The 25515-nt window shown below is 60.0% G+C and carries 31 protein-coding genes; 15 read left to right on the forward strand and 16 right to left on the reverse strand.

Features of this window, described 5'->3' with window-relative positions; translation table 11 throughout:
* Positions 1-31 precede the first annotated feature (31 nt).
* Genes ACTG27_RS18385 through ACTG27_RS18395 form a run of 3 tightly spaced genes read left to right on the forward strand, consistent with a single transcriptional unit; the run spans position 32 to position 2425 of the window.
* Positions 32-712 carry a DUF484 family protein gene (locus ACTG27_RS18385; protein WP_179214359.1) on the forward strand — a complete coding sequence of 227 codons (681 nt, stop codon included), beginning with the start codon at positions 32-34 and terminating at the stop codon, positions 710-712.
* Positions 705-1682 carry a tyrosine recombinase XerC gene (xerC, locus tag ACTG27_RS18390; RefSeq protein ID WP_043821861.1) on the forward strand — a complete coding sequence of 326 codons (978 nt, stop codon included), beginning with the start codon at positions 705-707 and terminating at the stop codon, positions 1680-1682. The genes ACTG27_RS18385 and xerC overlap by 8 nt, the downstream gene beginning before the upstream one ends.
* Before the next feature lie 32 nt (positions 1683-1714).
* A complete protein-coding gene (locus ACTG27_RS18395; RefSeq protein ID WP_439980144.1) occupies positions 1715-2425 on the forward strand; it encodes an HAD-IA family hydrolase in 711 nt (236 codons plus the stop codon).
* Positions 2426-2501: 76 nt separating this feature from the next.
* Here the strand turns inward: ACTG27_RS18395 and ACTG27_RS18400 are convergent, their stop codons facing one another.
* A complete protein-coding gene (locus ACTG27_RS18400; protein ID WP_439980146.1) occupies positions 2502-2900 on the reverse strand; it encodes an STY0301 family protein in 399 nt (132 codons plus the stop codon).
* Between the two features lie 45 nt (positions 2901-2945).
* On the reverse strand, positions 2946-4472 hold the full coding sequence (locus tag ACTG27_RS18405; protein ID WP_064339228.1) for a mechanosensitive ion channel family protein: 1527 nt from the start codon (positions 4470-4472) through the stop codon (positions 2946-2948).
* Positions 4473-4617: 145 nt separating this feature from the next.
* On the opposite strand from ACTG27_RS18405, the gene ACTG27_RS18410 reads away from it, so the two are divergent.
* Positions 4618-5001 (forward strand): hypothetical protein, encoded by a 384-nt coding sequence (locus tag ACTG27_RS18410; protein WP_040069030.1) that lies wholly within the window; start codon positions 4618-4620, stop codon positions 4999-5001.
* A 12-nt stretch (positions 5002-5013) separates the two neighbouring features.
* On the opposite strand, the gene ACTG27_RS18415 is transcribed toward ACTG27_RS18410, so the two are convergent.
* The gene (locus tag ACTG27_RS18415) at positions 5014-5796 is read right to left on the reverse strand and encodes a gamma-glutamyl-gamma-aminobutyrate hydrolase family protein (protein ID WP_139435114.1); all 783 of its coding nucleotides are present in this window, start codon (positions 5794-5796) and stop codon (positions 5014-5016) included.
* A gap of 395 nt (positions 5797-6191) precedes the next feature.
* On the reverse strand, positions 6192-6716 hold the full coding sequence (yjgA, locus tag ACTG27_RS18420; RefSeq protein ID WP_005336359.1) for a ribosome biogenesis factor YjgA: 525 nt from the start codon (positions 6714-6716) through the stop codon (positions 6192-6194).
* Positions 6717-6830: 114 nt separating this feature from the next.
* Between yjgA and pmbA the strand changes: the two genes are divergently transcribed.
* A complete protein-coding gene (gene pmbA / locus ACTG27_RS18425; RefSeq protein WP_439980147.1) occupies positions 6831-8174 on the forward strand; it encodes a metalloprotease PmbA in 1344 nt (447 codons plus the stop codon).
* An 88-nt stretch (positions 8175-8262) separates the two neighbouring features.
* Here pmbA and murA read toward each other — a convergent pair whose 3' ends face one another.
* The 7 genes from murA to mlaF are packed head-to-tail and all read right to left on the reverse strand — an operon-like array spanning position 8263 to position 12783.
* Positions 8263-9519 (reverse strand): UDP-N-acetylglucosamine 1-carboxyvinyltransferase, encoded by a 1257-nt coding sequence (gene murA, locus ACTG27_RS18430; protein ID WP_416032823.1) that lies wholly within the window; start codon positions 9517-9519, stop codon positions 8263-8265.
* 18 nt (positions 9520-9537) lie between these two features.
* A complete protein-coding gene (ibaG, locus tag ACTG27_RS18435) occupies positions 9538-9795 on the reverse strand; it encodes a BolA family iron metabolism protein IbaG (protein WP_005306001.1) in 258 nt (85 codons plus the stop codon).
* Positions 9795-10067, reverse strand: coding sequence for an STAS domain-containing protein (locus tag ACTG27_RS18440; protein ID WP_005336352.1), 273 nt, complete (start codon positions 10065-10067; stop codon positions 9795-9797). The genes ibaG and ACTG27_RS18440 overlap by 1 nt, the downstream gene beginning before the upstream one ends.
* Complete coding sequence (locus ACTG27_RS18445) at positions 10064-10696, reverse strand: ABC transporter substrate-binding protein (protein WP_439980149.1); 633 nt, start codon at positions 10694-10696, stop codon at positions 10064-10066. The genes ACTG27_RS18440 and ACTG27_RS18445 overlap by 4 nt, the downstream gene beginning before the upstream one ends.
* 2 nt (positions 10697-10698) lie before the next feature.
* The gene (mlaD, locus tag ACTG27_RS18450) at positions 10699-11196 is read right to left on the reverse strand and encodes an outer membrane lipid asymmetry maintenance protein MlaD (RefSeq protein WP_005336348.1); all 498 of its coding nucleotides are present in this window, start codon (positions 11194-11196) and stop codon (positions 10699-10701) included.
* A gap of 7 nt (positions 11197-11203) precedes the next feature.
* Positions 11204-11983, reverse strand: a complete 780-nt coding sequence (mlaE, locus tag ACTG27_RS18455; RefSeq protein ID WP_005355158.1) for a lipid asymmetry maintenance ABC transporter permease subunit MlaE — start codon at positions 11981-11983, stop codon at positions 11204-11206.
* Entirely contained in the window at positions 11983-12783 is an 801-nt protein-coding gene (gene mlaF / locus ACTG27_RS18460) for a phospholipid ABC transporter ATP-binding protein MlaF (protein WP_005336343.1), read from the reverse strand. The genes mlaE and mlaF overlap by 1 nt, the downstream gene beginning before the upstream one ends.
* A gap of 207 nt (positions 12784-12990) precedes the next feature.
* Between mlaF and ACTG27_RS18465 the strand changes: the two genes are divergently transcribed.
* The 10 genes from ACTG27_RS18465 (at position 12991) to npr (ending at position 19807) form a co-directional block, all read left to right on the forward strand.
* Positions 12991-13986 (forward strand): KpsF/GutQ family sugar-phosphate isomerase, encoded by a 996-nt coding sequence (locus tag ACTG27_RS18465; protein ID WP_439980151.1) that lies wholly within the window; start codon positions 12991-12993, stop codon positions 13984-13986.
* A complete protein-coding gene (gene kdsC, locus ACTG27_RS18470; protein ID WP_088868289.1) occupies positions 13986-14540 on the forward strand; it encodes a 3-deoxy-manno-octulosonate-8-phosphatase KdsC in 555 nt (184 codons plus the stop codon). The genes ACTG27_RS18465 and kdsC overlap by 1 nt, the downstream gene beginning before the upstream one ends.
* Positions 14537-15097 (forward strand): LPS export ABC transporter periplasmic protein LptC, encoded by a 561-nt coding sequence (gene lptC / locus ACTG27_RS18475; RefSeq protein ID WP_005336338.1) that lies wholly within the window; start codon positions 14537-14539, stop codon positions 15095-15097. The genes kdsC and lptC overlap by 4 nt, the downstream gene beginning before the upstream one ends.
* Positions 15084-15611 carry a lipopolysaccharide transport periplasmic protein LptA gene (gene lptA / locus ACTG27_RS18480; protein WP_040068817.1) on the forward strand — a complete coding sequence of 176 codons (528 nt, stop codon included), beginning with the start codon at positions 15084-15086 and terminating at the stop codon, positions 15609-15611. Before lptC ends, lptA begins: the two co-directional genes overlap by 14 nt.
* Positions 15612-15614: 3 nt before the next feature.
* Positions 15615-16340, forward strand: a complete 726-nt coding sequence (gene lptB / locus ACTG27_RS18485) for an LPS export ABC transporter ATP-binding protein (RefSeq protein ID WP_005336333.1) — start codon at positions 15615-15617, stop codon at positions 16338-16340.
* 65 nt (positions 16341-16405) lie between these two features.
* Positions 16406-17845 carry an RNA polymerase factor sigma-54 gene (locus tag ACTG27_RS18490; RefSeq protein WP_005336331.1) on the forward strand — a complete coding sequence of 480 codons (1440 nt, stop codon included), beginning with the start codon at positions 16406-16408 and terminating at the stop codon, positions 17843-17845.
* Positions 17846-17865: 20 nt separating this feature from the next.
* A complete protein-coding gene (gene hpf / locus ACTG27_RS18495; protein ID WP_005336323.1) occupies positions 17866-18153 on the forward strand; it encodes a ribosome hibernation promoting factor in 288 nt (95 codons plus the stop codon).
* A 2-nt stretch (positions 18154-18155) separates the two neighbouring features.
* Positions 18156-18602: a PTS IIA-like nitrogen regulatory protein PtsN gene (gene ptsN, locus ACTG27_RS18500; RefSeq protein ID WP_005336322.1), complete on the forward strand. Its 447-nt coding sequence runs from the start codon at positions 18156-18158 to the stop codon at positions 18600-18602.
* 45 nt (positions 18603-18647) lie between these two features.
* Positions 18648-19514, forward strand: a complete 867-nt coding sequence (rapZ, locus tag ACTG27_RS18505; protein ID WP_005336320.1) for an RNase adapter RapZ — start codon at positions 18648-18650, stop codon at positions 19512-19514.
* A 20-nt stretch (positions 19515-19534) separates the two neighbouring features.
* A complete protein-coding gene (gene npr, locus ACTG27_RS18510) occupies positions 19535-19807 on the forward strand; it encodes a PTS phosphocarrier protein NPr (RefSeq protein ID WP_005336318.1) in 273 nt (90 codons plus the stop codon).
* A gap of 17 nt (positions 19808-19824) precedes the next feature.
* On the opposite strand, the gene ACTG27_RS18515 is transcribed toward npr, so the two are convergent.
* The 5 genes from ACTG27_RS18515 to ACTG27_RS18535 all read right to left on the reverse strand — a co-directional run bounded on the left by ACTG27_RS18515 (position 19825) and on the right by ACTG27_RS18535 (position 25508).
* Positions 19825-21729, reverse strand: a complete 1905-nt coding sequence (locus ACTG27_RS18515) for a BglG family transcription antiterminator (protein ID WP_439980153.1) — start codon at positions 21727-21729, stop codon at positions 19825-19827.
* A gap of 107 nt (positions 21730-21836) precedes the next feature.
* Positions 21837-22577, reverse strand: a complete 741-nt coding sequence (dagF, locus tag ACTG27_RS18520) for a 2-dehydro-3-deoxy-phosphogluconate aldolase (protein WP_330124684.1) — start codon at positions 22575-22577, stop codon at positions 21837-21839.
* Entirely contained in the window at positions 22577-23692 is a 1116-nt protein-coding gene (locus ACTG27_RS18525) for a DgaE family pyridoxal phosphate-dependent ammonia lyase (protein WP_439980154.1), read from the reverse strand. The genes dagF and ACTG27_RS18525 overlap by 1 nt, the downstream gene beginning before the upstream one ends.
* On the reverse strand, positions 23676-24815 hold the full coding sequence (locus ACTG27_RS18530) for an amidohydrolase/deacetylase family metallohydrolase (protein WP_439980155.1): 1140 nt from the start codon (positions 24813-24815) through the stop codon (positions 23676-23678). Before ACTG27_RS18530 ends, ACTG27_RS18525 begins: the two co-directional genes overlap by 17 nt.
* 42 nt (positions 24816-24857) lie before the next feature.
* On the reverse strand, positions 24858-25508 hold the full coding sequence (locus tag ACTG27_RS18535) for a DUF4310 family protein (protein WP_005355144.1): 651 nt from the start codon (positions 25506-25508) through the stop codon (positions 24858-24860).
* Between the last annotated feature and the right edge of the window lie 7 nt (positions 25509-25515).

The raw sequence follows: 25515 nt of genomic DNA on the forward strand, positions 1-25515 counted from the left end.
AGCCCCATTTCTCTGATGGATCAACCAATTTATGAGCGAACTCAAACGGCAGGAGCAATCGGTGGATGAAGCCACTGTGCTGGAGTACCTGGCCCGTTATCCCGAGTTTTTCCAACGCCACGGCGCCGTGCTGGACCGGATCCGCATTCCCCATGAACGCAAAGGGTCGGTCTCGCTGGTCGAGCGCCAGCTGGAGCGTCAGCGCGAGCGGATCGAACAGCTGGAGCAGGAGATCACCGAATTGATGGGAATCGCCAGCGAGAACGAACGGATCTTCCGGGTCTATGCCGATCTCTACGGCGAGCTGTACGGTTGCCAGACCCTGTTCGAAGTGAGTGCCGTGATGGGCAAGGCCTTTGTCCAGCGGCTGCGCCTGACCGGGTTGCGACTCTGGCTCAACCCCAAGAAGTTTGCCCTGAGCGGGCCCGAGCAGCGTTTTCTGGCACAGGGCAAGCAGCTCGAATCCCTGCTGGGTCAGCGTTTGCCAGGGCAGGATTACTACTTTGGCCGCCTGAGCCAGAGCGAGAAGCAGGCGCTGTTTGGCCACGATGTGCTGGTCAACTCGGTGGCCCTGATGCGGCTCGGCGATCTCGGTGTGCTGGCCTTCGCCAGCTCGGATCCCGGTCACTTTACTCCCCACAACGACACCCTGCTGCTGGGCCAACTGGGGCGCCTGCTGCAACTGCGTCTGCCCGAGTTGACTCATGGCTAGAACACCGGCCAGGGCACCCGCCAAAGCTCCCGTCGTCGCACCGCCACTGCCTGCGGCACTGGCGGACGAGCTGGCGGCCTTTATCGAATACCTGAGGGTCGAGCGTCAGCTCAGCCCTCATACCCGCAATAACTATCAAGCCCATCTGGAGGCGATGACCGCCGAGCTGGTGGCCCTCGGGCTCACTGACTGGGGTCGGCTCGAGGCGAGTCAGGTGCGCACTCTGGTGACCCGGATGCACAAGGGGGGCCTTGCTCCTCGTTCCCTTTCCACCAAGGTCTCGGCCCTGCGCAGCTTTTGCGACTGGCAGGTGCGGCAGGGGCGACTGACCGCCAATCCGGCCCGTGGCATCGTCACCCCGAAACAGGGGCGGCCGCTGCCGAAAAACCTCGATGTGGACGAGATGCACCAGCTGCTCAACATCACCGACGAGCAGGATCCGCTGGCGGTGCGGGATCGCGCCATCATGGAGCTGATGTACTCCTCAGGGCTGCGTCTGGCCGAGCTGGTGGGGATCAATCTGGTGGATCTGAAGCTCGACGACCGCCAGCTCAAGGTGACCGGCAAGGGCTCGCGGGAGCGGGTGCTGCCCATCGGCCGGATGGCGGTCGAGTGGCTGCAGAAGTGGCTCAAGGTGCGCCCGCTGCTGGCCGGGGATGAGAGCGAGGCGCTGTTTGTCTCCAGCCGCAAGCAGCGGCTGTCGGCCCGCTCGGTGCAGGCCCGCCTCGATGGCTGGGGCAACAAGCAGGCGCTCAACGCCCACGTCCATCCCCACAAGCTGCGCCACAGCTTTGCCACCCATATGCTGGAGTCTTCCGGCGATCTCCGGGCGGTTCAGGAGCTGCTGGGACATGCCGACCTCTCCACCACCCAGATCTATACCCACCTCGACTTCCAGCATCTGGCCAAGGTCTATGACAGCGCTCACCCAAGGGCCAAGCGTGACCCGGATGCACAGGACGATGAATAACGGGCCCTGAGCCCAGTTGCAGAGGAGAGTCCATGCACTTCTATCGCCGCTGGCAGCCGGTTGCTGCTATCTCGTTTGACCTCGATGACACCCTCTATGACAACGGCCCCGCCATCGTGCGGGCCGAGCAGTGGATGCTGAGCCATCTGCGCAGCGAATATCTGGCCACCGCCATGCTCGACAAGCCGCGCTGGCTGGAGTTAAAACGCGCCGTGTTGCTGGCCAACCCCGGGCTGCGCCACGATGTCAGCCTGGCGCGCCAGCAGACCATCCGTACCGCCATGGTCGAGGGGGGGATGGCCGACCAGCAGGCCAGCCGCGAGGCGGAGCAGGTCTTTGCTGCGTTTCTGGCAGAGCGCTCGAAGATCGAGGTGAGCGAGTCCACTCATCAGCTGCTGGCCAGACTGGCCGAACGCTATCCGCTGGTGGTGATCACCAACGGTAATCTGGATCTGGTTCAGGCCGGGCTGGATCGCTACTTCACACTGGTCTGCAAGGCGGGGGCAGGCGCCAGAATGAAACCGGCGCCGGATATGTTTAAGCAGACCCGCAGTGCCCTCAAGCTGCCAGCAGAGCGGATCCTCCATGTGGGGGATCATCCCGAGACCGATGTACTGGGTGCCCGCTTGCACGGCTTTCGCGCTGCCTGGCTCAACGAGCGGCAACAACCGTGGCAACAGCTGCAACTGTTGCCGGACGTTGAGCTGACGGCATTGGAGGAGCTGGCCGAGCTGCTGCTCTGATGGCGCTGGCGGGTGGCCACGCTCAGGCGGTAATGGCTGTCAGCGAATAGCGATATATGGCAAGGGGTTACGCCCGCTATTTGCGACAAATCAACCCGAGCAGGGTGTTGCGATCGCGCTGGTTGACGCGGCAGTAGCTGATGCCGACGGGCAGCGCCTGCTGCAGGGTGATGGCGCTGTTCTGATAGCGGCAGACCAGATGGAGCGGGCGCAGGCTGCTATCGAGCTGGCTCCAGTAGTGGATTTCGTCGCTGTCGCCATTATCCGGTTTGAGTTGGGCCAGCTCGGCAGGATTTCCGTCGAACAGGGCCAGATTATCGAGCTGGTGGCTGAGGGTTTCGTCTTGTTTGCCATCGTCATTGCGGGTAAACGCCTGCCAGCCCTGCTGCGGGGTCAGCAGCTGCTGGCGAGTCTCGATGGTGGCGGGACAATCAAATTGCAGGCTGGCGGCAAGGGCCAGGGTGGTCAGTAACATGGCTGCGGTTCTCTCTTCACGTCCTCAATACGATGCCATGCTACGTCATCTTCCGCCGAACAGCTTCATCAGCTTATCAAGCAGATCAAGCTGTTGTGGTGGCTGTTTCATGGCTTCCGCTTCACGCTCCAGCAGTGCCTGCTGCTCCTGCTGGCGGTCGCTCAGCACCCGGTAGAGGGGCTCGACCAGCGCCTCACGCTGCATCACCAGTTCCTGAAACATTGCCTGATTGATGCGATAGGTTTCGACGGTGGCCACCGCCCGTACCGTGAAGGAGCTGGGCTCGCCGGTGAGCAGGCTCAGTTCGCCAAAAAAGTCTCCCGCGTTGAGCGTACCAAGCTTCAGCTCTCGCCCTTCGACATTGACCACCATCTCGGCTTCCCCTTTGACCAGTACGAACAGCCAGCTGGAGACATCCCCCTGCTCCAGCATGATGTCGCCGCTGACGAAGGGGGCGAACTTCACCTGATCGGCCAGCTGGAGTAGCTCGTTCTCCTGCAACATGGCAAACAGCGGCAGCTTGCGCAGGGTATCGGTTCGTTCGGCGGTGTGGCGCTTGTGGCGGGCATCCAGATGCTGCTTCTCCTTGGCCATAAAGACGTTGAAGATCGGCGGGGTGAGGCGGCGATCGTTGCGGCGCAGGGCGGCATCGATCAGGCTGCGCACCATGGAGTCGGTCGGATCGTCGCGAGCCAGATCGGTCAGCCAGTAGCGCACCGCATAGCGGGCGATGCCCCCCTCGACATTCATCAGCAGGCAGTCCGGTTGCGGGTGCTTGGCGACGCAGGGGAGCTTGGTCTCCCGCAGGGATTTCTCGATCAGCGCGATGATCTGGGTCGGCAAGGTATCCAGGGTCAGATCGAACCAGACCCAGCGCCGCCACTGCAAGGGTTCGCCACGGCGGCGCCCGAGCACGGTGAAGCGCTGTTTGAGCAGGTGGCTGTTGGGGATGACCACAGTCTCCCAGTTGCGGGTCTCGATGGTGGTGGCACGCCAGTTGATCTCCACTACCCGGCCCTGGGTGGTATCCACCTGCAGCCAGTCACCGATGGCGATGGAGTTGTCGAGCTGAATGGAGACCCCGGCCAGCAGGTTGCCCAGGGTGTCCTGCATGGCGAAGGCGATGACCGCGGTGATCACCGCCGAGGTAGTGACAATCTCTCCGAGCGCCATGCCGGAGGCGTAGAGGCGAAACAGACCCCAGCCGATATAGCCGATGGTGATGACGATATCGGCGATGATCCGCGGGATCCGCACATGGCAGAGAGGGAGCAGAAACTCGAACAGCAGGATCCCCCATATCTTGACCAGTATCAGGCCGGCCAAGAGGGTGGAGATCTCGATCAGCAATTGATGGGGCAGCGGCAGTTTGAACCAGCCCCCTTCCAGCTGGATCAGCAGGATCACCACCGCGCTAATCATCACGAAACTGAGCTCGGAGAGCAGCTCCCGTCGCTGTCCCGGACGGCGCCAGAAGTGGAGCAGCATCAGGGAGAGGGTGAGCAGGGTCCAGAACGGGTGTTCGCCAATCCAGATCAGCGTCGGTAGCGCGGTGAGGTTTTCGCCAGCCATAGCAGCACCTTATTGTGGTTTTATTTCCAGCATAGCTGCTGCGGCGCGGGGAAATGGTGCGTTGGGGCGGCAATTTATTTATCCTGTGCAGAACCGGGCAAAGGAGTGCGATTGAGTGAAATTTTCAAAGAAAATCATCTGTTTGATGGCCCTGTTGCCATTGGCGGGCTGCGACCTGTTGGCCGAGAAGTATCGGGTCGAATTCCGGGATGGCTCCTGGCGTGAAATAGCCATTACCCCCTTCTCCAGCGAGGCGCGCTGGCGCGAGGGGTGTGCCACCGGCGAGGTGCTGAGTGATATGAAGGTGCCCATCAAGCGGGGTGACACGGTCAATGGCCGCGAGCAGTTGCTGATTGGCGGCGAGAAGTTCGAGCTGGATGACAACAACCTCTACCGCAGCAACGGCATGGTGTTTGGCCATTCGCCTGACCATATCCAGCGCGGGCTCAAGGGGATGGATATCTGCCGCACCTTGCGCCCCGAGCGGGGCGGACTGCCCAAGCTCAAGGCGCGCGGGTTTGGCGACTGAATCGATGAGGGGTTAACTCGCTGCCATCAATGCACAGCGTTGGCGGCAGGCATCGCCAAAGGCTTGAAATATCTTGATGGAGTGGGGGTTTTCATTGGCCTTCCACTCCGGATGCCACTGCACTGCCAGCAAAAAGGGTGACAGTGCGGGGGCATGAAGTGCCTCGATCAGCCCATCTTCGGCGTGGGCCAACGGCTCCAGACCCTTCCCCAACCGGTTGATGCCCTGTCCATGCAGGGAGTTGACCGGAATCTGTTCTTCCCCCATCAGTTCGGCAAACCAGCTGCCCGGCAGCAGTTTGATCTGATGGCTGGGTCCATACTGCTCGTCGACCGGATCGTCGGCATCCTCCCGGTGATCGTCATAACCCGGCTCGTTATAGACCTTCTGATGGATGTCTCCCCCCAGCGCCACGTTGATCTCCTGCATGCCGCGGCAGATCCCGAGGATCGGCAAGCCACGGGCGAGCGCTCCCTTGATGAGGGGCAGGTCGAACAAATCGCGATCCCTGTCTTGCTGTTTTTCCGGCGTGAGGTTCTCCTGGCCGTAGAGGGCCGGATCGATATTGGAACCTGCACCACTCAGATAGACCCCATCGGCGAGATCCAGATACTGCTCCAGATCGGCGGTGCCGCAGCAGGTGGGTACCAGCAGCGGGACGCAGCCGCTTATCTCCACCAGCGGCATGATGTATTTGTGGGTCATCACCTGATAGGCGTGGCCGTTGCGGGGCTGGGCGCCCATGGTCATCAGCACGACAGGTTTACGGGTGGCGGGAGGCTGGGGATTTGGCATAGGGCACCTTGATTATCCTTGGCGTTGAAGTCTCATCCTGCGCCTTGGGCAGGCCCTTGCAAACCGCTAGGGCAAGGGCATGCCTCAAGGCATGGTCATGGGATCCCGCGTCGGGCCGGGTGGCAGAATCGTTGGTCAGCCTGGGCAGCGACGGCATGGATCCTCCTTCAGTCTGCCAAGGCCGTTCAATATGTCAAACAAAATGATGCGAAATTGTTAACGGGTTTGTCTTGGGCTGCTCTGAAGCTGCGATTTAACGGGGCTGTTGAGATGGGCCGTTATGGCTTGGGTAGCAAAGTGGTGGATATATTAAACGTGCAGGGATGGCGGGGGATGTGGAGAGGAAAAGGCATCAATAGAAGCACGCCTCCGCAAGGGGAGGCGTGTTTCGGGGATCACAGCAGGTCTTCGATCTCGCCGCGCAGATACTGGTACATCTCGCGATAGGCGACCGGCGGTTTGTTCAGCTCCCGCTCCTTGTTGGCGGAGCGGATCAGCTGGCGCAGCTTCTGGCGATCCAGCTCGTGGAACTGGGACATCAGCTCGTTGAGGGCGCTGTCACCTTCGGTGATCAGGCGCTCGCGCCACTGCTCCAGGCGATGCAGGCGCGCATTCACGGTGGAGTGACGGTTCTTGATGATGGAGAGCGCTTCGGCAATCGGCTCGATATCGCGGCTGCGCATCAGGCGGCCGATGAACTGCAGATGGCGACGGAAGGACTCATCCTTCTTCGGCTTGAGTTTGCGACCCAGTTCGACCGCTTCTGCAAGTTCTTCATCCAACGGGATTTTTTCCAGCTCGCTGTGGCTGAGGGAGACGATCTCTTCCCCCATTTTCTGCAATGCTTCGGCATCGCGCTTGAGCTGGCTCTTGCTGGGGCCCCAGTCTTCGAACTCGTTGTCGTCTTGATATTGACTCATCGGTCTCTTGATTCCTGTCATTCACGTTTGGCGGATATGTTACCAGCTTCTCCCGCTGGGCGCAGGGGTCTGATATGCTTACCCCCCTTTCCTTCTTTCATACAGATGTGAGTTATGGATCAGCAAGACCAAATCCGCCAGGATCAAGCCCATCTCGAGGCCGTGGTTGCCGAAGCCTTGGAGATAGCCAAAGGACTGGGCGCCTCGCTGGCCGAAGTCTCCATCAGCAAGCAGACCGGGTTATCGGTGAACACCCGGGGTTGTGAACTGGAAAGCATTGAATTCAATAAGGATGGCGCCCTCGGCATCGCCGTCTATCGCGATGGTTGCAAGGGATCCTCCTCGACCACCGATCTGAGCAAACCCGCCATTCGTGCCGCCGTTGAAGCGGCCATCGAGATTGCCCGCCACACCTCGGCCGATGATTGCGCCGGTCTGGCGGACGCCGAGCTACTGGCCTGGGATGCCCCCGATCTACAACTGTGCCACCAAATCGAGCTGGATCCCCAGCGCGGTATCGAACTGGCCATCGAGTGCGAGCGGCTGGCGCTTGGTCGCGATGCCCGTATCAAGCACTCCGACGGCGCCGGTTTCTCCAGCCATCTCGGCATCAAGGTCTATGGCAACAGCCACGGCTTCGTCAAAGGCTACGCGGCGTCACGCAACTCACTGAGCTGCGTGCTGATCGGCGAGCAGGATGGCGATATGCAGCGTGATTACGGCTACTCCTCCAGCCGTTCCCTCGACGGGCTCTGGAGCCCGCAGCGCATCGCCGACGAAGCCGTTGAGCGTACCGTCTCCCGCCTCGGCGCCCGCAAGATCTCTACCCGCCATGCCCCTGTGCTGTTCCACCCGGACACTGCCTCCGGCCTGTGGGGCCATCTGGTAATGGCCATCAGTGGTGGCAACCTCTATCGCAAGTCGAGCTTCCTGCTCGACAAGTTGGGCAAGCAGATCCTGCCCGAGTGGCTCACTATTCAGGAGTTCCCCCACCTGTTGGGCGGGCTCGCCAGTACCCCGTTCGATGGGGAAGGGGTGCGTACCCGCGACATGGATATCATCCGCAACGGCGAGCTGATGAGCTGGCTGCTTACCTCCTACTCTGCGCGCAAGCTGGGGTTGACCACCACGGGTCACGCCGGTGGCATCCACAACTGGCAGGTCTCCAATACCGGCCAGGATTTTCCGGGCATGCTGAGAGAGATGGGCACCGGCCTGCTGGTGACAGAGCTGATGGGGCAGGGGGTCAATATCGTCAATGGCGACTACTCCCGCGGCGCCGCCGGTTTCTGGGTCGAGAATGGCGAGATAGCCTATCCGGTCGAGGAGATCACCATCGCCGGCAATCTGGCCGAGATGTTCAGCCATATCGTGGCGGTAGGTCGTGACGAGGATGAACGCTCCAGTCTCAAGACCGGCTCGGTGCTGGTAGAGAATATGAAGCTGGCGGGTCACTGATCCCGGTTTCAACAGAACCGAAACCATGAAAAAGGCCCCCTCGCCAACGCGAGGGGGCCTTTTTATCGGCCAGCGATCAGGGGGGTTATCAGCCCTTGATGCGCTCGATGCGGCCGCCCAGACCCTGCAGCTTCTGCTCGATGTCTTCGTAGCCACGGTCGATGTGATAGATACGGTCGACGATGGTGGAGCCTTCAGCAACGAAGCCGGCCAGCACCAGACTGGCGGAGGCGCGCAGATCGGTCGCCATCACCTGGGCACCCTTGAGCTGCTCGGTGTCACGGCAGATGGCCACATTGCCCTGCAGTTCGATGTCTGCGCCCATCCGTACCAGTTCGGGAACGTGCATGAAGCGGTTCTCGAAGATGGTCTCGGTGACCATGCCGGTGCCTTTGGCGACGGCGTTCAGCACGGTGAACTGTGCCTGCATGTCGGTCGGGAAGGCCGGGTAGGGGGCGGTCTTGATGGTGACCGGCTTGAGGGTGCGGCCAGTCATGTCGAGGGTGATCCAGTCTTCACCCTTCTCAATCAGGGCGCCAGCCTCTTCCAGCTTGACCAGTACCGCTTCCAGCAGGGTCGGGTCGGTCTTGCGGCAGGTGATCTTGCCGCCGGTGACCGCTGCGCCCACCAGGAAGGTTCCGGTTTCGATGCGGTCAGGCTGCACGCTGTAGTTGCCGCCGTGCAGACGCTCGACACCGTCGATGGTCAGGGTGTCGGTACCCGCGCCCTGGATCTTGGCGCCCAGGGTATTGAGGAAGTTGGCCAGATCGACCACTTCCGGCTCACGTGCGGCGTTTTCGATCACGGTGCGACCATCAGCCAGGGTCGCAGCCATCATCAGGTTTTCGGTACCGGTCACGGAGACCATATCCATCAGGATGTGGGCGCCTTTCAGGCGGCCATCGACACGGGCCTTGATGTAACCATCTTCGATGGTGATCTTGGCACCCATCAGCTCCAGGCCGTGGACGTGCAGGTTGACCGGACGGGCACCGATGGCGCAGCCGCCTGGCAGGGAGACATCAGCGGCACCGAAACGGGCAGCCAGCGGGCCCAGCGCCAGAATGGAGGCGCGCATGGTCTTCACCAGCTCGTAGGGAGCGATATGGTTGTTCACCGCACCGGTCAGCACGGTGACGTTGCCGTTGACCTTGGTGGTTGCACCCAGCATCTCCAGCAGCTTGATGGTGGTGCCCACATCTTTCAGGCGCGGCACGTTGGAGAGGTGTACCTCTTCATCACAGAGCAGGGTCGCGAACAGGATCGGCAGCGCGGCGTTTTTGGCGCCGGAGATGGTCACTTCGCCGTTGAGAGTACAACGACCATCGATTTTGAATTTGTCCATTTTTACTTCGTTACCAAATCAGGAGGGCAATAGGAATTTACGTTCGCGTTTCCACTCGGCGTCGGTGAACGCTTTGATGGAGAGGGCGTGAATGGCGTTGCTGGCGATCTTGTCCATCAGCGGGGCATAGATGGCCTGCTGCTTCTTGACCCGGCTCATGCCGTCAAACATGTCACCGACGGCGATCACTTGGTAGTGACTACCGTCCCCTTTGACATGGACTTCGGACAATGGCAGAGCCTCAAGGAGTATCGCTTCAATTTCAGAGACTTGCATTATGCGTCCTCAGTTGTGAGCGGGGTTGACTGAAACAGCCCGGCCACCCCGTAGAGGTTGGCCAGGGTATAGAAATCACTGGAGGCGCCCACCAGTTGCGGTGTGGCGCCTCGCGCTAATACGGCTTTGGCCCATTTGACCAGCAGGGCCAGTCCGGCAGAGTCGAGGGTGGTGACGCCGCCGAGCTCGAGCTGGTCGTCCTGCCACCATTCGGCACGGCGTTGCCACAGGTCATTGACCTGTGGCGCCTGCAGCTCACCGCTGAGAGTCATGGTTTGAGTACCAGCGGCTTGGCGTTGTGCTCGCGCAACTGGGCGATCACCGCATCGATGCCGTTCTGGCGGATCAAACCGCCGAGCTCGCTCTGTTTGGCGGAGAGCAGGCTGATCCCCTCGGCTACCATGTCAAAGGCTTTCCACTCTCCGGTCTTGTTGTTCTTGCGCAGCTTGAACTCGAGGAAGATGTCCGGCTTGCCGGCCTCTTTCACGCTGACGTTGACTGCGGTGATGTTGCCGCTGGGAGCTTTGCCCGGCTCGACCTTGACGGTCTGCTTGTCAAAATGGGCCAGCGCATCGGCGTAGGAGCTCACCATGTACTCGGTGAACACTTCGACGAAGGCATTGCGCTGCGCTTCGGTGGTCTCTTTAATCTGGTTGCCAAGCACCTTGTAGGCGGCGAAGCGGTTGTCCACATAGGGCAGCAGCTCTTCGCGGATGATCACCCGCAGGTGATCCGGATTGCTTTTCACCTGGGCCTGATCGGCCTTCAGGCGGGCAAAGGTCTGCTTGGCAGCCTGATCCACCAGCGCGTTGGGGTCGGTGGCATCGACTGCGGCCTGGGCAGACAGGGAAATGAGCATGCTGGTCATCAGACCCAGCAGCAGGGCGATTTTCTTGAACATGATTACTCCTTCTTGCTGTCTGATTTGCTGTCGGAGGATTGGCTGTAGAGGAACTTGCCAATCAGATCTTCCAGCACGATGGCGGATTTGGTGTCTTCAATCAGGTCGCCATCCTTGAGCATCTCTGTGCCCATCTCCTCATCGCTGAAACCGGGGGCCAGACCGATGTACTGCTCGCCGAGCAGACCGGAGGTGAGGATGGAGAGGGAGCTGGTATCGGCGAACTCGCCAGCGCTCTTTTGCATCATCAGGGTGACTTCGGGCACCTGGGTTTTCGGGTCCAGTACGATGTCGCTGACCCGACCGACCACCACGCCGCCGACCTTGACCGGCGAACGGACTTTCAGGCCGCCGATATTATCGAAATGCGCGCGCAGGGTATAGGTTTCTCCTTCCGGTTTGAAGCTCAAACCGGCCACTTGCAGGGCCAGTGCCAGAATGGCACCGATGCCAGCCAGCATGAAGGTGCCGACCAGGAATTCTACTTTGCTGAACTTCATCTTTACCTTATCCAAACATGACTGCAGTGAGTATAAAATCCAGGCCGAGCACGGCGAGGGATGAGTGGACCACAGTTCGGGTCGTGGCCTGACTGATCCCGGCCGAGGTCGGCTTGGCATCATAGCCGTTAAAGAGCGCAATCCAGGTGACCACCAGGGCGAAAATCAGGCTCTTGATGGCGCCCTGCATGATGTCTTCATGCCAGTCGACGGAGGCCTGCATGGCAGACCAGAAGCCCCCTTCGTCCACGCCGAGCCAGTCCACGCCAACCAGCTTGCCGCCGAAGATACCGATCAGGCTGAACATAAAGGCCAGCAGCGGCATGCTGATGACGCCAGCCCAGAAGCGGGGGGCGACCACCCGGCGCAGTGGGTCGACCGCCATCATCTCGAGGCTTGAAAGTTGCTCGGTGGCCTTCATCAGGCCAATTTCAGCGGTCAGGGCCGAACCGGCACGGCCGGCAAACAGCAGCGCCGTGACCACAGGACCCAGCTCCCGCAGCAGGGAGAGGGAGACCAGCGGCCCCAGGCTCTGCTCGGCGCCGAAATCCTTCAATACGTTGTAACCCTGCAGCGAGAGCACCATGCCGATGAACAGGCCGGAGACCAGAATGATGGCCACCGACTGTACGCCCACCACATACAACTGCTGGATCAGCAGTGGGAAGTGCTTGCGCGGCTCGGGTTTGCCCGCCAGCGCATGGAACAACATGATGGTGGCGCGACCGACAGAGCTGATAAACCGCACTCCGACCCGCCCCAGCTTGCTTATTTGACTTATCAACATCAGAGATCCTGTAGCAGATCGCCTGCCGGAAAATGAAACGGAACAGGACCATCGGGCAATCCTTTGAGGAACTGCTCGACTTCGGGATTGTGCTCCTCGCGCAACTGGTCCGGCGTGCCGTGCGCCACCACCTTGCGATTGGCAATGATGTAGGCGTAATCGGCGATGCTCAGCACCTCTTTCACGTCGTGGGTGACGATGACGGAGGTGATACCGAGGGCATCGTTCAGCTCCTTGATCAGCTTGACCAGCACCGCCATGGTGATGGGGTCCTGCCCGACGAACGGCTCGTCATACATGATGAGGTCGGGGTCAAGGGCAATGGCCCGTGCCAGCGCCGCCCGGCGCGCCATGCCGCCGGAGAGCTCGGAGGGCATCAGTTTCGCCGCGCCGCGCAAGCCCACTGCCTGCAGCTTCATCATGACGATGGTGTGGATCAGCTCCTCCGGCAGGCCGGAGTGTTCCCGCAGCGGGAAGGCCACGTTGTCGTAGACCGTCATGCCGGTAAACAGGGCGCCGCTCTGGAACAGCATGCTCATCCGCTTGCGCACTTCATAGAGGCGCGAACGGGAGAGGGTGGGGATATCTTCCCCGTCAAACAGAATGTGACCGGACTCCGGCTTGAGCTGGCCACCGATCAGCCGCAGCAGGGTGGTTTTACCGATGCCGCTCGGGCCCATGACGGCGGTTACCTTGCCACGAGGAATGGTCAGGTTGATCCCGTCATACAACAGCCGATCTCCGTGACTGAAGGTCAGGTCGGAGATGGTGATCAGGTCATTGTTCAAACAATTGTCCATCCGGTGTAAATGAGGTGCGAATTTTATGGGGTAGTCTAGGTCTAAGCAACAGCAAGGAACAACTATTGAACAGGCTGCAAGCCCATTTGCACGACAGTTTTCTGTAACAAAGTGCGTCATCGAGAGTGGGACTTGCCATCCGATTCGCTTATCCGGGCAGACTTTTTTATAATCCCGCAGCTAATTTCGGCCCGGAGCTGTGTCTTTATGTCTGTAAAGCCTGAGAAAGTGTCTGAACTGTTCGATTTTCGTCGCAGTGCCCGCGCGGTGCTGGACACAGAAAAGCAAGCCATTGATGGACTCTATCAGTATCTGAACGACGCCTTCGACAAGGCGTGCGAAATGGTGCTGCGCTGCGGTGGCAAGATAGTGGTCACCGGCATGGGCAAATCGGGCCATATCGGCAGCAAGATCGCCGCCACCCTCGCCAGCACCGGCACACCTGCCTTCTTCCTTCACCCGGGAGAAGCGAGTCACGGCGATCTGGGGATGATCTCCAGTGGCGACCTTATCATCGCTATCTCCAACTCCGGCGAGAGCGACGAAATCCTGGCCCTGCTGCCGGTACTCAAGCGCCGCGGCATTCCGCTCATCTGCATGACTGGCAATCCCGCCTCCACCATGGCCACAGAGGCCAATGTGCACCTGTGCATCAAGGTGGAGAAAGAGGCCTGCCCGTTGGGTCTGGCACCCACTTCCAGTACCACGGCAACCCTGGTGATGGGCGATGCCCTGGCGGTGGCTCTGCTGGAAGCGCGCGGTTTTACCGCCGATGACTTCGCCCTCTCTCACCCGGGCGGTTCCCTTGGCAAGCGTCTATTGCTGCGGGTCGGCGATCTGATGCACAGCGGTGAGCTGTTGCCCCGGGTAGGGATAGATGCCACCATCAGCCAGGCGCTGCTGGAAGTGAGCCGCAAGGGGCTCGGTATGACGGCAGTGGTCGATGGCAATGGCCTGCTGGCCGGGCTCTTTACCGATGGCGACCTGCGCCGCATTCTTGACCAGCAGATCGATATCCATCACACCCCCATCAGCCGTGTGATGACGGCCAACTGTGTTACCGTAGGTCCAGAGATGATGGCTGCAGAAGCCGTCAAGCTGATGGAAACGAGAAAAATCAACGGATTACTGGTGGTGGATGGTGACAAGCGCCCGCTCGGCGCCTTCAACATGCACGACCTGCTGAAAGCCGGAGTAATTTGATGCAAAACGTACCGACCCTCTATGGTCCGGTGACGCGCAGCCAGTTCGACAAGGCGGCGCAAATCCGCCTGCTGGTGTGCGATGTGGACGGGGTGCTCTCCAACGGCCTCATCTACATGGGAAACAACGGCGAAGAGCTGAAAACCTTCTGTACCCGCGATGGCGCGGGCATGCGAGCGTTGCTCAATGCCGGGATCGAGATCGCCATCATCACAGGGCGCAACTCCCGTATCGTCAGCGATCGGATGAAAAGCCTGGGTGTGGCTCATGTGGTGCAGGGGGCTGATAAAAAGCTGCCTCACTTCGAAGCGCTGCTTGCCAAGCTGGGACTGACCCCGGAACAGGCTGCCTATATGGGCGATGACACCATCGATCTGCCGGTGATGGCCGCCTGCGGCCTGGGTATCGCGGTGGCCGATGCCCATCCGCTGGTGCTGAGTCGTGCCGATATGGTGACCCGGCTTGGCGGTGGCATGGGCGCGGTGCGCGAGGTGTGTGACCTCATTTTGCAGGCGCAGGGCCACGACGATTATCAGCCCGAGGCCTCGGTATGAGCAGACAGACCCTGTTGTTTGCCCTGCTGTTTCTGGTCGCGCTGGTTGCCTGGCAGCTGGGCAAGGTTGAGCTGGTGCCGGAGAGCGCCGTCAAAATCGAAAACTATCAGCCGGATTTTGTCGCCAAAGATCTGGTGACCACCCGTTTTGATATCAACGGCAAGCGCACCGAGCGGCTGGAGTCGACCTACGCCGAGTATTATCAAATCCTCGAGCAGGCCACCTTCGACAAGCCGGTGGTCTACATGTATGACGATCAGGGTGCCGCCGAGTGGAAGGTGACCGCCGAAACCGGCGTGCTCAACACGGGCGACAACGTCATCCTGCGGGACAAGGTGCATCTGGATGGTCTGCTGCCCACCTCTTTCATCTCCACACTGGATACTCCCTATCTGGAGCTGGATCTGGTGACACAGGATGTGCGCAGCAACCGGGAAGTGAACATTCTGGGTCGGGATTTCCAGACCCAAGGGGTTGGCCTCAAGGGCCATCTGGACCGCAAATATTTTGAGTTACTGGATCAAGGCCATGCCATCTATTTCAATGAAAAACGCTAATCTGGCCCTCGCAGCCCTGTTGTTGTGTGGTGCGGTGACCGCCAAAGAGTCCGACTTTGCCGAGAAGGTCTACGTCGATGCCGTCAAACAGGTGGCCGAGATGCAGGACAACCGCATCACCTTCGAAGAGGATGTGACCATCAATCAGGGCACCATCCGGATCAAGGCTGACAAGGTGGTAGTGACCCGCTCCGGCGAGAAAGGGGCGGAGGTGATGACTGCCTACGGCAAGCCCGCCACCTTCTTCCAGATCCTGGATAACGGCAAGCCGGTCAATGCCCACGGCAATACCATCCGCTACGAGCTGAAGAACCGTCTGGTGACCATCACCGGCAACGGTCAGCTCAAGCAGGAAGATAGCCAGGTCAATGGCGATCTGATCCGCTACGACATCGTCAAACAGAAGATGATTGCCGAGAGCAAGAGCCCGAGCCAGCGGGTCAAAACCGTGTTCCTGCCTGATCAGGTAGAGAATTTCGACAAGCCCGCCGACCAGAAGAAGCAGGGAAAATAAGCCATGGCAGTGTTAAAAGCAGTGGGCCTGCAGAAGAGCTACAAGCGCCGCATGGTGGTGAGTGACGTCAGTCTTGAAGTGGGCACCGGCCAGATTGTCGGCCTGCTCGGCCCCAACGGGGCGGGCAAGACCACCTCCTTCTACATGATCGTGGGGCTGGTGCAGCGCGATGCAGGTCTCATCACTATCGACGATCAGGACATCAGCCTGCAGCCCATGCATGTGCGAGCGCGTAACGGCATCGGTTACCTGCCGCAGGAGGCCTCAATCTTCCGTCGCCTGTCGGTGTTCGACAACCTGATGGGCGTGATGCAGACCCGCAAGGGGTTGAGTCGCGAGGAGCGTGAGGACAAGGTTCAGCAACTGCTGGAAGAGTTCAACATCACCCACATTCGCGACAACCTGGGTCAGAGCCTCTCCGGCGGTGAGCGCCGTCGGGTCGAGATCGCCCGTGCGCTGGCGGCCGAGCCGCGTTTTATTCTGCTGGATGAACCCTTTGCAGGGGTTGACCCGATTTCTGTGATAGACATCAAGAAGATCATTCAGCATCTGAAAGATAGAGGCCTTGGCGTCTTGATTACCGACCACAACGTCAGAGAGACTCTGGACGTATGTGAGAAGGCCTATATCGTCAGCCACGGCAAGATGATTGCCGAAGGTGCACCGGCTGACATCCTTGCCGATGAGCAGGTCAAGCGCGTCTATTTGGGCGATCAATTCAGTCTATAGTAAGGGGGCATGCCTTCATTTCCTTTGACGAGTGCCTCGCTGAACATAAGGATATCCCGACGTAGATGAAGCCGACATTACAGTTGCGTCTCGGTCAGTCCCTGACCATGACGCCGCAATTACAACAAGCGATTCGTCTGCTCCAGCTCTCCACTCTGGAACTTCAGCAGGAAATTCAGCAAGCGCTCGAAAACAACCCTCTGCTGGAGCAGGAAGAGAGCGAGGCGCAAGAGACTAGTCCGGAAGCGCCGGTCGATGCCAGCCAGCTGGACTCCAGCGATGCCATGGCTCAGGAGCAGATGCCGGACGAGTTGCCGGTGGATACCACCTGGGACGAGGTTTACTCTGCCGGCACGGCCCAAAGTGCGGGCCCCATCCACGATGGGGAAGATAGCGTCTATCAGGGTGAAACTACCGAAAACCTGCAGGATTATCTGCTGTGGCAGATGCGGCTCACACCTTTCAGCGATGTGGATGCCGCCATCGCGCTCGCCATCATCGATGCCATCGACGAATCCGGTTATCTGACCGTTGCGCTGGAGGATATTCAGGCTGCCGTCACCAGCGATGACGTAGAGGTGGAACTCGATGAGGTCGAGGCGGTACTCAAGCGGGTGCAGCACTTCGATCCGGTCGGCATTGCTGCACGTTCTGTGCAGGAGTGTTTGCTGATCCAGCTGGATCAGTATGACCCGCAGACCCCCTGGCTCAACGAGGCCAAGGAGGTGATCCTCGAGCACATGGAGCTGCTCGGCAACCGGGATTACCGCACCCTCGCCCGCAAGACAAAACTCAAAGAGAGCGACCTCAAGGAGGTGCTGGATCTGATCCAGCTGCTGGAGCCGCGTCCCGGTAACGGCATCATCCAGAGCGACTCCCAGTACGTGATCCCCGACGTCTCCGTGGTCAAGAAGGGCAGCAAGTGGGTGGTCGAGCTCAATCCCGACTCCGCCCCCCGCATCCGGGTCAACGAGACCTATGCCGCCATGGCACGTAACGCCCGCAGCAGCACAGACACCCAGTTTATTCGCTCCCATTTGCAGGAAGCCAAGTGGTTCATCAAGAGCCTGGAAAGTCGCAATGACACCCTGCTGAAAGTGGCCAGTTGCATTGTCGAGCAGCAACAGGGCTTTTTCGAGTATGGTGAAGAGGCGATGAAGCCGATGGTGCTCAATGACATCGCCGAAGCGGTAGAGATGCATGAGTCGACCATCTCCCGGGTGACGACCCAGAAGTACATGCATACCCCCCGTGGTATCTTCGAATTGAAGTTTTTTTTCTCCAGCCATGTGAACACCGAAGGAGGAGGAGAGTGCTCATCGACCGCAATTCGCGCGCTCATCAAGAAGCTGGTCACGGCAGAGAATCCTGCCAAGCCGTTAAGTGATAGCAAGATCGCGGATTTGCTGGCCGAACAGGGTATTATGGTGGCGAGACGCACGATCGCTAAGTATCGCGAATCCTTGTTTATCCCACCTTCCAATCAGCGCAAACGCCTGGTTTAGGCAAACAAAAGGATGATGTTATGCAAATTAACCTGACCGGACACCATGTCGAGATCACCGAAGCTCTGCGTGATTATGTGAATAACAAATTTGCCAAACTCGAGCGTCACTTCGACCACATCAACAATGTTCATGTGGTGCTTAGCGTGGAAAAACTGAACCAGATAGCGGAAGCCAAATTGCACGTCAGCGGTGGCGAAGTGTTTGCCAACTCTGAACATGCCGATATGTATGCTGCGATAGACACCTTGCTCGACAAGCTGGACAGGCAGATCATCAAGCACAAAGATAAGTTAAATAAAAAATAACCATGCAACTTGAACACATACTGAGTCGGGACTGCACCAAGAGTGCAGTCCCTTGTACCAGCAAGAAACGCGCCCTCGAAATCATCAGCGAGCTGGCCGCCGAACGCCTTGGCACTTCCCGTCAGGCGCTGTTTGAATGCTTGCTGGCCCGCGAAAAAATGGGTAGTACCGGGATCGGTGCCGGTATTGCGATCCCCCACGGTCGCATTGACGATGAGTTCCCGCCAACCGCGATCCTGATGACCTTTGCCGACCCTATTCCTTTCGACTCCATCGACAATCAACCGGTTGACCTGCTGTTTGCCTTGCTGGTGCCGGAAAGCGAGTGCAAGCAGCATCTCAAGACCCTTTCTCTGATGGCTTCCAAGCTGGGTGACAAGGCGGTGTGCCGCCAGTTGCGTCAGGCAACCAGCGACGAAGAGCTCTATCAGATCATGACCTCGGCCTGACAGCAGGCCAAGGATGAGACACCCGTTTTGGCGTGAGGGAACAAGATGCAGTTAATCGTGGTAAGTGGACGTTCGGGCTCCGGTAAAACGGTAGCCCTGCGAGTGCTGGAAGATCTGGGTTACTACTGTGTGGACAACCTGCCGGTCAATCTGCTGCCCCAGCTGATTGTCTCGGTGGAGAGCCAGTACGACAAGCTGGCGGTCAGCATCGATGTGCGCAACCTGCCGAGCGATCCGGAGAAACTGGAAAATCTGCTGGCTCAGGTGCGCAATGAGGGGCGGGTAGAGTTCTCCAGCTTTTTCTTCGATGCCGACAACGGCACCCTGCTCAAGCGCTATGGCGAGAGCCGCCGCCTGCACCCCCTCTCACGCAACAAGCTGTCGCTGGATGAGGCGATTCGGGAGGAGACCCACCTGCTGGCGCCCATCTCCTCGACCGCTGACCTGCGCATCGACACCACTACCCTCAGCATTCACGACCTGAGCGAGCTCATCAAGACCAGGGTGCTTGGGAAGAAAGAGAACGAGCTGGTGCTGGTGTTCGAGTCGTTCGGCTTCAAGTACGGCATTCCCAAGGATGCCGACTTCGTGTTCGATGCCCGCTTCCTGCCCAATCCGCACTGGATCCCCGAGCTCAAGCCGTTTACTGGCAAGGATGAGCCGGTCGCCAACTACCTCTCGGCGCAAGCCGACGTGATGCTGTTTACCCAGCAGATCGAAAATATGCTGGCGACCTGGTTGCCCCATCTGGAGCGCAACAATCGCAGCTACCTCACGGTCGGCATCGGTTGCACCGGTGGTCAGCACCGCTCGGTCTTTATTGCAGAGCGGCTGGCCAGTGCATTCCGTTTGCTTGGCAAGAACGTGCAGATCCGCCACCGCACTCTCGACAAGAGTGCCCCCCAATCCTGACGGACCAATAGGACGACCCGATGACTGTTTCCGCCTCGGTTGAAGTGAAAAACAAGCTGGGTATTCATGCCAGACCAGCCATGATGCTGTTCGAGCTGGTGCAGGGTTTCGATGCTCACGTGCTGCTGCGCAATGAAGATGGTGTGGAGGCCGATGCTGACAGCATCATCGGCCTGTTGATGCTGGATTCCGCGCAAGGGCGGCAGGTGGAAGTACAGGTTGAGGGCCCCGAAGAGGTCGAGGCCCTGGCCGCCGTGGTGGAGCTGTTCACCTCCGGCTTCAACGAGGAGTAGTCACTCCTCGTTATATGTTATGAACCGGTACGCGCCAGCGCTTTGAAGCTGGCAAAATCCCGACAAGCCAGCAGATTCCTGCTGGCTTTTTCGTTCATCAGTGCCAGAAACAGGTCGTAGAGACCCATCGCCTCCTCGTAGTCGGCCTTGCTGATGGCTAGCACGAAGATGAGCGTCGCGATTTCTCCGTTGCCCCAGTCGATCCCCTGCGGGGCCAGTACGGTGTAAACCAGAGTGCGGCGCGCCAGCAGACCGAGGGAGTGGGGCAGGGCGATCCCTTCTCCCAGCATGGTGGAGACGATCCGCTCCCGCTCCTGCAGTGAGGCTCTGAAGCCGCTCTCCACCAGATCTTCCGCCTCCAGCTGATCACAGATACGGGCAAACAGTTCGGCCTGGCTGAGGGGGCCGTTGACCACCATGAAGTGGTCGGCATCGAAATATTTGTCGAGCATGTAGGGGCGGGTGCGGTCGATCAGCACCAGCTTGCCAAGCTGCTCCAGCTGGTATTGGGTCGGGAAGGGGGCAACGAGTACCACGGGGGCGTTTTTTTCGTTCACCTTGACGGTACTAATGACAAAGTCCTGTGCGATCTGCGCCAGCCCTTCGTAATCCCGCACCGACTCCAGCGTGGTCAGCTGTAACTGGGGATACTCCCGCTTGATGCGCGCCTCCAGCACCCGGAAGGTGGCGTTACCCGCATCGCACAGCAGCAATGCCTGCGGGCGGCGGGTATAGCCGATGTCGTAATGGCGCTCCAACCCGACCCCGATATGGATCACCAGATAGCCGATCTCGTGGTGGGTCAATCGGTAGGGGGTCTGCTTGATCCACTCCGAAATGGCCGCCAGCGTGATGTCGTAGGCGAGGGGGTAGTACTGCTTGATGTGATCGGCCAGCGGGTTGTGGTTGCCAATCTGGTATTTAACCCGTAGCAGCATGGCGCTGATATGGGTTTGCAGGTCGGCCCGCAGCTGTTGGTCGCCTCGCAGGTCGTAAGGGTAGTGTTGATGAATGTAGGCCAGCAGATGCTCCACCAGCTGTTCGCTCTCGGCGGCCATCGCCGGGCTGAGCTGGGGAGTATCGGCAATCAGGCGCGCCTGGATCTGGATGGCGAGACCGGCGATCTCATCCTCTACGGGGGGCGTCAGGGTTGGCAATACCGCATAAATATCGCGAGATACTGCCAGCAGCGGCAGAGTCAGATCCTCGCTGGCGAAGTGGCGCAACTCGTGACCGGATGCCTGACGCAGCAGGGCAACGGCGCAGTAGATGGCGAGTTGCTGCAAGCTCTCGTCAGCGAGACGCAGCTGATGTCGGGCAAGCTGGGCATGGATGTGATTGCCCACTACCTCCATCGTCTTGCTGGGGCAGAGGTTGGGCAGCAAGGTTTGCAACTGGTTGTTGTGCAGCAACTCCTGATAGAGCAGCTGGGTCAGACAGGCCCGGATCGCCGTCTCCTCCCCCTGAATGCGCATCCCCAGGCGGGGTTTGCTCTCGACGCTGAGCCTGAAGTGGCTGAGTTGCTCACGGACTTCCGCCATATCCCCCTGCAGTGCCGCCCGGCTCAGATACCAGGTATCAGCCAGCTCATCGAGCTTGATCCCCTGCTCTGCCGTCAATAACAGGATCTGCAGGTGCAGCACCCGCTCCCGGCTGGTGCGTGGCAGGCTGCTATCCTGACCCTGGGCCGCCAGCAGAGCCTCGAACAGTCCCTGATTGTAGATTTTCAGCTGGTAGCCGCTACCACGCTGGTGGATCAGGTGAGCGCCGTGGGTGGCAATCAGTTCGTTGAGGGTCGCCACATCGGTGCGCACCGTGCGGGTGGAGACATTGAGGCGGCGAGCCAGCTCCTCCTGTGGCAGCGGTTCGGCGTGGAGCTGGATCAGCAGTTGATGGAGCCTGGGGTGTGGCAGCTTGATCATAGGGGGTATGCAAGACTCCTGTTGCGAGATAAAGGGTCGATGTTAACAAGTGGGTCATCAACAAGCCAGGCACCGGTCAGTGATTGAACCGGCGCCCGTGACTGCCATCAGGCCAACAGTCGTTTCACTATGGCCAGCAGAGTGCGCACATCCTCGGGGCGAGTGTGCCCGCTCGCGCTGTCGATGATGGAGCTGTAGACGTGCGGGATCACCTTCTCGACTCCGGCGTCCAGCGCAATCCTCACTATCTCCTCGAAGTTCTCCAGATCGATGCCACCGGTGGGCTCCAGCCAGAAGTTGTTGCGGGCACAAGCCTCGGCCACTGCCTGATACTCGTCGCGGCAGGCCAGCCCGCCCATGGGGAAGAACTTGACCGAGCTGCCGCCCATGTCCTTGAGCAAGGCAATGGCGGTATCGATGGGCACTATGCCATCCGGCTGCCCGGCGCTGAGTGGACCGGTGGAGATCTTTACCATGCCCGACATGCCGGTAGGGGAGATCAGCCCATTCACCAGCGTTTGTGATTGGCCGAGCAGCGCCCGGCTGGCGCCAACGCCAGTGAACACCTGATTGACGTGCTGGGGCTGCAGCTGGCAGGCCAGCTCGGCCACCATGGCGGATTGGCGCGGATCACCGGCGCCCAGTCCGATGGAGAGGGCGTTATCGATAAGCTTGGCGTACTCCTTCATATCAGCAACTGCTGAAGGAATATCCGGGTAGTTTTTGGAGAGCACACCGACCAGCACGTGGCCTTCGGCTGCGTCGTACACCTCGACGGCATTCTCTTTGGAACCGGCCAACACGTTGAGACAGACCCGATCACGATAGTAGTTGGGGGTAAGGGACATCAGCGATTCTCCTGAACGAGGTTGGCAATGGCGGAGTGGATTTGGTCGAGCTGGGGCACGGTGACGCTGCGCACATCGATCTCGATGTGCCCCTCGTTGGCCTTGTAGCCACGGCAGTAGATGGCAGGTGTGCCCTGTTGCAGACGGCTGACGACCTGCACTGTGGTCATGCCGACCTGCTGGTGGTCGAAGGCGATATCGGTGCGGGCGATGTCGCGCCCAGCGCTGTCCCACACCACTTTGGCGGTAACGCCGGGCAGCTGATTGAGGCGCTCGATGAAGGGGGCCATCTTGGAGACCATGGCGGCGCCGCTCTCTTTCTCTTTGGCCAGATAGCGCTCGATGGCGTGGGTCAGGCCGAGGATCCCCTCCTTGCCCACCTTCATGGCGCGGCCGATGCCGTTGGCTTGCTGCTTGACCCACTCCACGTACTGACGCTTGCCAACTACCAGCCCGCTGGTGGGCCCTTCAATGGCCTTGGCGCCGCTGTAGATGACCAGATCTGCCCCCTGGCTGTAGTAGAGGCGCAGATCCTCCTCGGCTGCCGCATCAACGATGAGCGGGAGTCCGTGGGCCTTGGCCACCTCGGCTGCCTCGGCCACCGACAGAATGCTCTTCTGCACGCAGTGGTGGGATTTGATGTAGAGGATGGCTGCTGTGTTGGCATTGACGGCGGCGGCCAGCTGGGCCGGGGAACACTCGTTGGCGTAACCGGCCTCTATTACTTTGCCGCCACCCAGATTGACCATGGTGCCGACCGGGGCGCCGAAGTTGACGTTATGCCCCTTGGGCAGCACGATTTCACTCGGCACGTCATGGGGGTGGGCATGCAGGTGCTCAAGGCGGTAGGGATCGCCGCGCACTATCATGGCGGCCACTGACTGGGCGATGCCGGCGCTGGCACAGGAGACCACCACCGCATCTTCCACATCCAGTAAACCAGCCAGATAGGTGCCGGTCTTGTTGATCAGATCCTTGACCTCGAAGTAGTGGCCCAGGCCAAAATTGACCGCATCGACCACCTCCTGCTCGGGGGTGGAGACGCCGAGAATGGTCATGCGCCCGGAGGCGTTGATCACCGGTTTGAGCTGATATTTCTCATAAACAGAAGGCATGGTGTGATTTCCCATAGTGAGTCAGAACCAGTTCGCCACCGACCAGGGCGGCGAGAGGCTGCAGTTGTTGGTCACCGCTGCGGGACTGGGCTTCGGTATCCATAAACAGGGTCGGGCCGCTGGTGACCTCGAACAGGGTCAGATCGGCATCGGCGCCTACCTCGAGCCGCCCCTTGCCGGAAAGGCGCAGGGCATCGGCGGCCTGATGGGTGACGCAGGCAATCACCTGCTCCAGCGTCATGCCGATGGCGAGAAACTTCGACATCACGTGAGCCAGACTGTAGACCGGCCCCTTGATGCGGTTCTTGCAGTAGATGTCTGAGCTGATGGTGCGGGGCAGGATCCCCTGCCGGATAGCCAGCTCCGCCACCTCGAAGCTGAAGCTGGCACCGCCGTGGCCGATGTCGAGCAACAGGCCCCGTTTCATCGCCTCGCGCACCGCGACCCGCAGCTCGCCAGCCGGAGTCAGGATGCGGTTCGGTTTGCCGTTGAAGCAGTGGGTCAGCAGATCGCCATCCCCCAGCAGAGCGACGATCTCGTCCAGATCCGGCGGTGTGTTACCCACGTGCACCATCAGCGGCAGCTGGCCGTGAGCCTGTTGCAGGGCCTTGGCCATGCGCAGCGGTTGCAGGCCGTTCTCACCTACCACGCTACCGCTCATCCGCGCCTTGATGCCAACGATAAAGTCGGGGTGGCGGCGAATGGCTGCCGAGGCGAGATCCATATCGAGGTCCCGGCTATCCGCCAGCTCGTTCTGGCGCAGCAGACCGATGCGGGAGATGTTGAGCAGGGCATGCACCCGGGTCTTGCAGCCCGCAGCGGTCTGCTGAAAGTCATCCACATCGTCGGCTCCGGTGCTGCCGGCGTCGATGACGGTGGTGACGCCGGACTCTACGCCCACCTTGTCCGGCTCATCGTGATAGATGGGGGAGGTGGGGTAGCAGTGGGTGTGGCCGTCGATCCAGCCAGCGCTCACATGCACCCGGCCGCCGAAATCCAGGATCTGCCGCGCCGTTGCCGTCTCCGGCAGGGAGCCGATGGCGGCGATTTTGCCCTCCCTGATGGCGATATCGACGAGCTGGCCATCTCCCAGCCGCCCCGCTTTGATGATGATGTCGTACATGCTGATAACCTCTGGCGAGCCGCCCCGCAGGGCGGCTGGTACTTACACAAGGGCTACCGGGAAGAAGGTACCCAGCAGCATGGCTCCCAGAATGGCACCGCCGGTGATGGGCTTGCCCCACACGTAGAACAGCAGCGCACCCAGCAGGGAACCGATACCGATGGGGATGGAAGCGCCCATGGCGGAGAGGATGATGAGGGGGCCGAGGAAGCGGCCAGAGCTGTTGCCAGCACCCATCATCACGTCAGCACCGTAAGTGGAGTTGCTCTGGTTGATGGTGAACTTGCGCGCCAGAATGATGACGTAGCCGATAGCCAGACCAATCCCCATGCCGGTTGCCAGCGAGGCACCGAAGTTCTCCACCGGATAGACGATGCCGGCTCCCAGCAGCAGGGCTGGCACACCGAGGCCGACCCCGGTCTGGATTGCTCCGCCGATATCCAGAATCCCCACCAGGGATCCCTCGATGATGCGGGCGAACAGGAAGCTGGCACCGAACGCGGCTACCGCGCCGTAGGCACCCGTGTCCATTCCGGCTTTCAGCATGGCGACGAAGGCTACCTCGTTGAAGGCACCAACCCCGTACAGATAGAACATATGGGTACCGGCAAAGACCCCAGCCGAGAGCAGGCCGACGAAGATGGGGAATGACCAGTCGGCGTACCAGAAGTTGTTTTTCAGTTTCTCATCCATGGTGTGA

Source organism: Aeromonas sp. 97A, assembly GCF_051919185.1.
Classification (GTDB): Bacteria; Pseudomonadota; Gammaproteobacteria; order Enterobacterales; family Aeromonadaceae; genus Aeromonas; species Aeromonas veronii.

Bases quoted from the DNA above. Each gene is read 5' to 3' on its own strand.
- ACTG27_RS18385 (WP_179214359.1), top strand. From the start codon at position 32: ATGAGCGAACTCAAACGGCAGGAGCAATCGGTGGATGAAGCCACTGTG.
- xerC (WP_043821861.1), top strand. From the start codon at position 705: ATGGCTAGAACACCGGCCAGGGCACCCGCCAAAGCTCCCGTCGTCGCA.
- ACTG27_RS18395 (WP_439980144.1), top strand. From the start codon at position 1,715: ATGCACTTCTATCGCCGCTGGCAGCCGGTTGCTGCTATCTCGTTTGAC.
- ACTG27_RS18400 (WP_439980146.1), bottom strand. From the start codon at position 2,900: ATGTTACTGACCACCCTGGCCCTTGCCGCCAGCCTGCAATTTGATTGT.
- ACTG27_RS18405 (WP_064339228.1), bottom strand. From the start codon at position 4,472: ATGGCTGGCGAAAACCTCACCGCGCTACCGACGCTGATCTGGATTGGC.
- ACTG27_RS18410 (WP_040069030.1), top strand. From the start codon at position 4,618: ATGGCCCTGTTGCCATTGGCGGGCTGCGACCTGTTGGCCGAGAAGTAT.
- ACTG27_RS18415 (WP_139435114.1), bottom strand. From the start codon at position 5,796: ATGCCAAATCCCCAGCCTCCCGCCACCCGTAAACCTGTCGTGCTGATG.
- yjgA (WP_005336359.1), bottom strand. From the start codon at position 6,716: ATGAGTCAATATCAAGACGACAACGAGTTCGAAGACTGGGGCCCCAGC.
- pmbA (WP_439980147.1), top strand. From the start codon at position 6,831: ATGGATCAGCAAGACCAAATCCGCCAGGATCAAGCCCATCTCGAGGCC.
- murA (WP_416032823.1), bottom strand. From the start codon at position 9,519: ATGGACAAATTCAAAATCGATGGTCGTTGTACTCTCAACGGCGAAGTG.
- ibaG (WP_005306001.1), bottom strand. From the start codon at position 9,795: ATGCAAGTCTCTGAAATTGAAGCGATACTCCTTGAGGCTCTGCCATTG.
- ACTG27_RS18440 (WP_005336352.1), bottom strand. From the start codon at position 10,067: ATGACTCTCAGCGGTGAGCTGCAGGCGCCACAGGTCAATGACCTGTGG.
- ACTG27_RS18445 (WP_439980149.1), bottom strand. From the start codon at position 10,696: ATGTTCAAGAAAATCGCCCTGCTGCTGGGTCTGATGACCAGCATGCTC.
- mlaD (WP_005336348.1), bottom strand. From the start codon at position 11,196: ATGAAGTTCAGCAAAGTAGAATTCCTGGTCGGCACCTTCATGCTGGCT.
- mlaE (WP_005355158.1), bottom strand. From the start codon at position 11,983: ATGTTGATAAGTCAAATAAGCAAGCTGGGGCGGGTCGGAGTGCGGTTT.
- mlaF (WP_005336343.1), bottom strand. From the start codon at position 12,783: ATGGACAATTGTTTGAACAATGACCTGATCACCATCTCCGACCTGACC.
- ACTG27_RS18465 (WP_439980151.1), top strand. From the start codon at position 12,991: ATGTCTGTAAAGCCTGAGAAAGTGTCTGAACTGTTCGATTTTCGTCGC.
- kdsC (WP_088868289.1), top strand. From the start codon at position 13,986: ATGCAAAACGTACCGACCCTCTATGGTCCGGTGACGCGCAGCCAGTTC.
- lptC (WP_005336338.1), top strand. From the start codon at position 14,537: ATGAGCAGACAGACCCTGTTGTTTGCCCTGCTGTTTCTGGTCGCGCTG.
- lptA (WP_040068817.1), top strand. From the start codon at position 15,084: ATGAAAAACGCTAATCTGGCCCTCGCAGCCCTGTTGTTGTGTGGTGCG.
- lptB (WP_005336333.1), top strand. From the start codon at position 15,615: ATGGCAGTGTTAAAAGCAGTGGGCCTGCAGAAGAGCTACAAGCGCCGC.
- ACTG27_RS18490 (WP_005336331.1), top strand. From the start codon at position 16,406: ATGAAGCCGACATTACAGTTGCGTCTCGGTCAGTCCCTGACCATGACG.
- hpf (WP_005336323.1), top strand. From the start codon at position 17,866: ATGCAAATTAACCTGACCGGACACCATGTCGAGATCACCGAAGCTCTG.
- ptsN (WP_005336322.1), top strand. From the start codon at position 18,156: ATGCAACTTGAACACATACTGAGTCGGGACTGCACCAAGAGTGCAGTC.
- rapZ (WP_005336320.1), top strand. From the start codon at position 18,648: ATGCAGTTAATCGTGGTAAGTGGACGTTCGGGCTCCGGTAAAACGGTA.
- npr (WP_005336318.1), top strand. From the start codon at position 19,535: ATGACTGTTTCCGCCTCGGTTGAAGTGAAAAACAAGCTGGGTATTCAT.
- ACTG27_RS18515 (WP_439980153.1), bottom strand. From the start codon at position 21,729: ATGATCAAGCTGCCACACCCCAGGCTCCATCAACTGCTGATCCAGCTC.
- dagF (WP_330124684.1), bottom strand. From the start codon at position 22,577: ATGTCCCTTACCCCCAACTACTATCGTGATCGGGTCTGTCTCAACGTG.
- ACTG27_RS18525 (WP_439980154.1), bottom strand. From the start codon at position 23,692: ATGCCTTCTGTTTATGAGAAATATCAGCTCAAACCGGTGATCAACGCC.
- ACTG27_RS18530 (WP_439980155.1), bottom strand. From the start codon at position 24,815: ATGTACGACATCATCATCAAAGCGGGGCGGCTGGGAGATGGCCAGCTC.
- ACTG27_RS18535 (WP_005355144.1), bottom strand. From the start codon at position 25,508: ATGGATGAGAAACTGAAAAACAACTTCTGGTACGCCGACTGGTCATTC.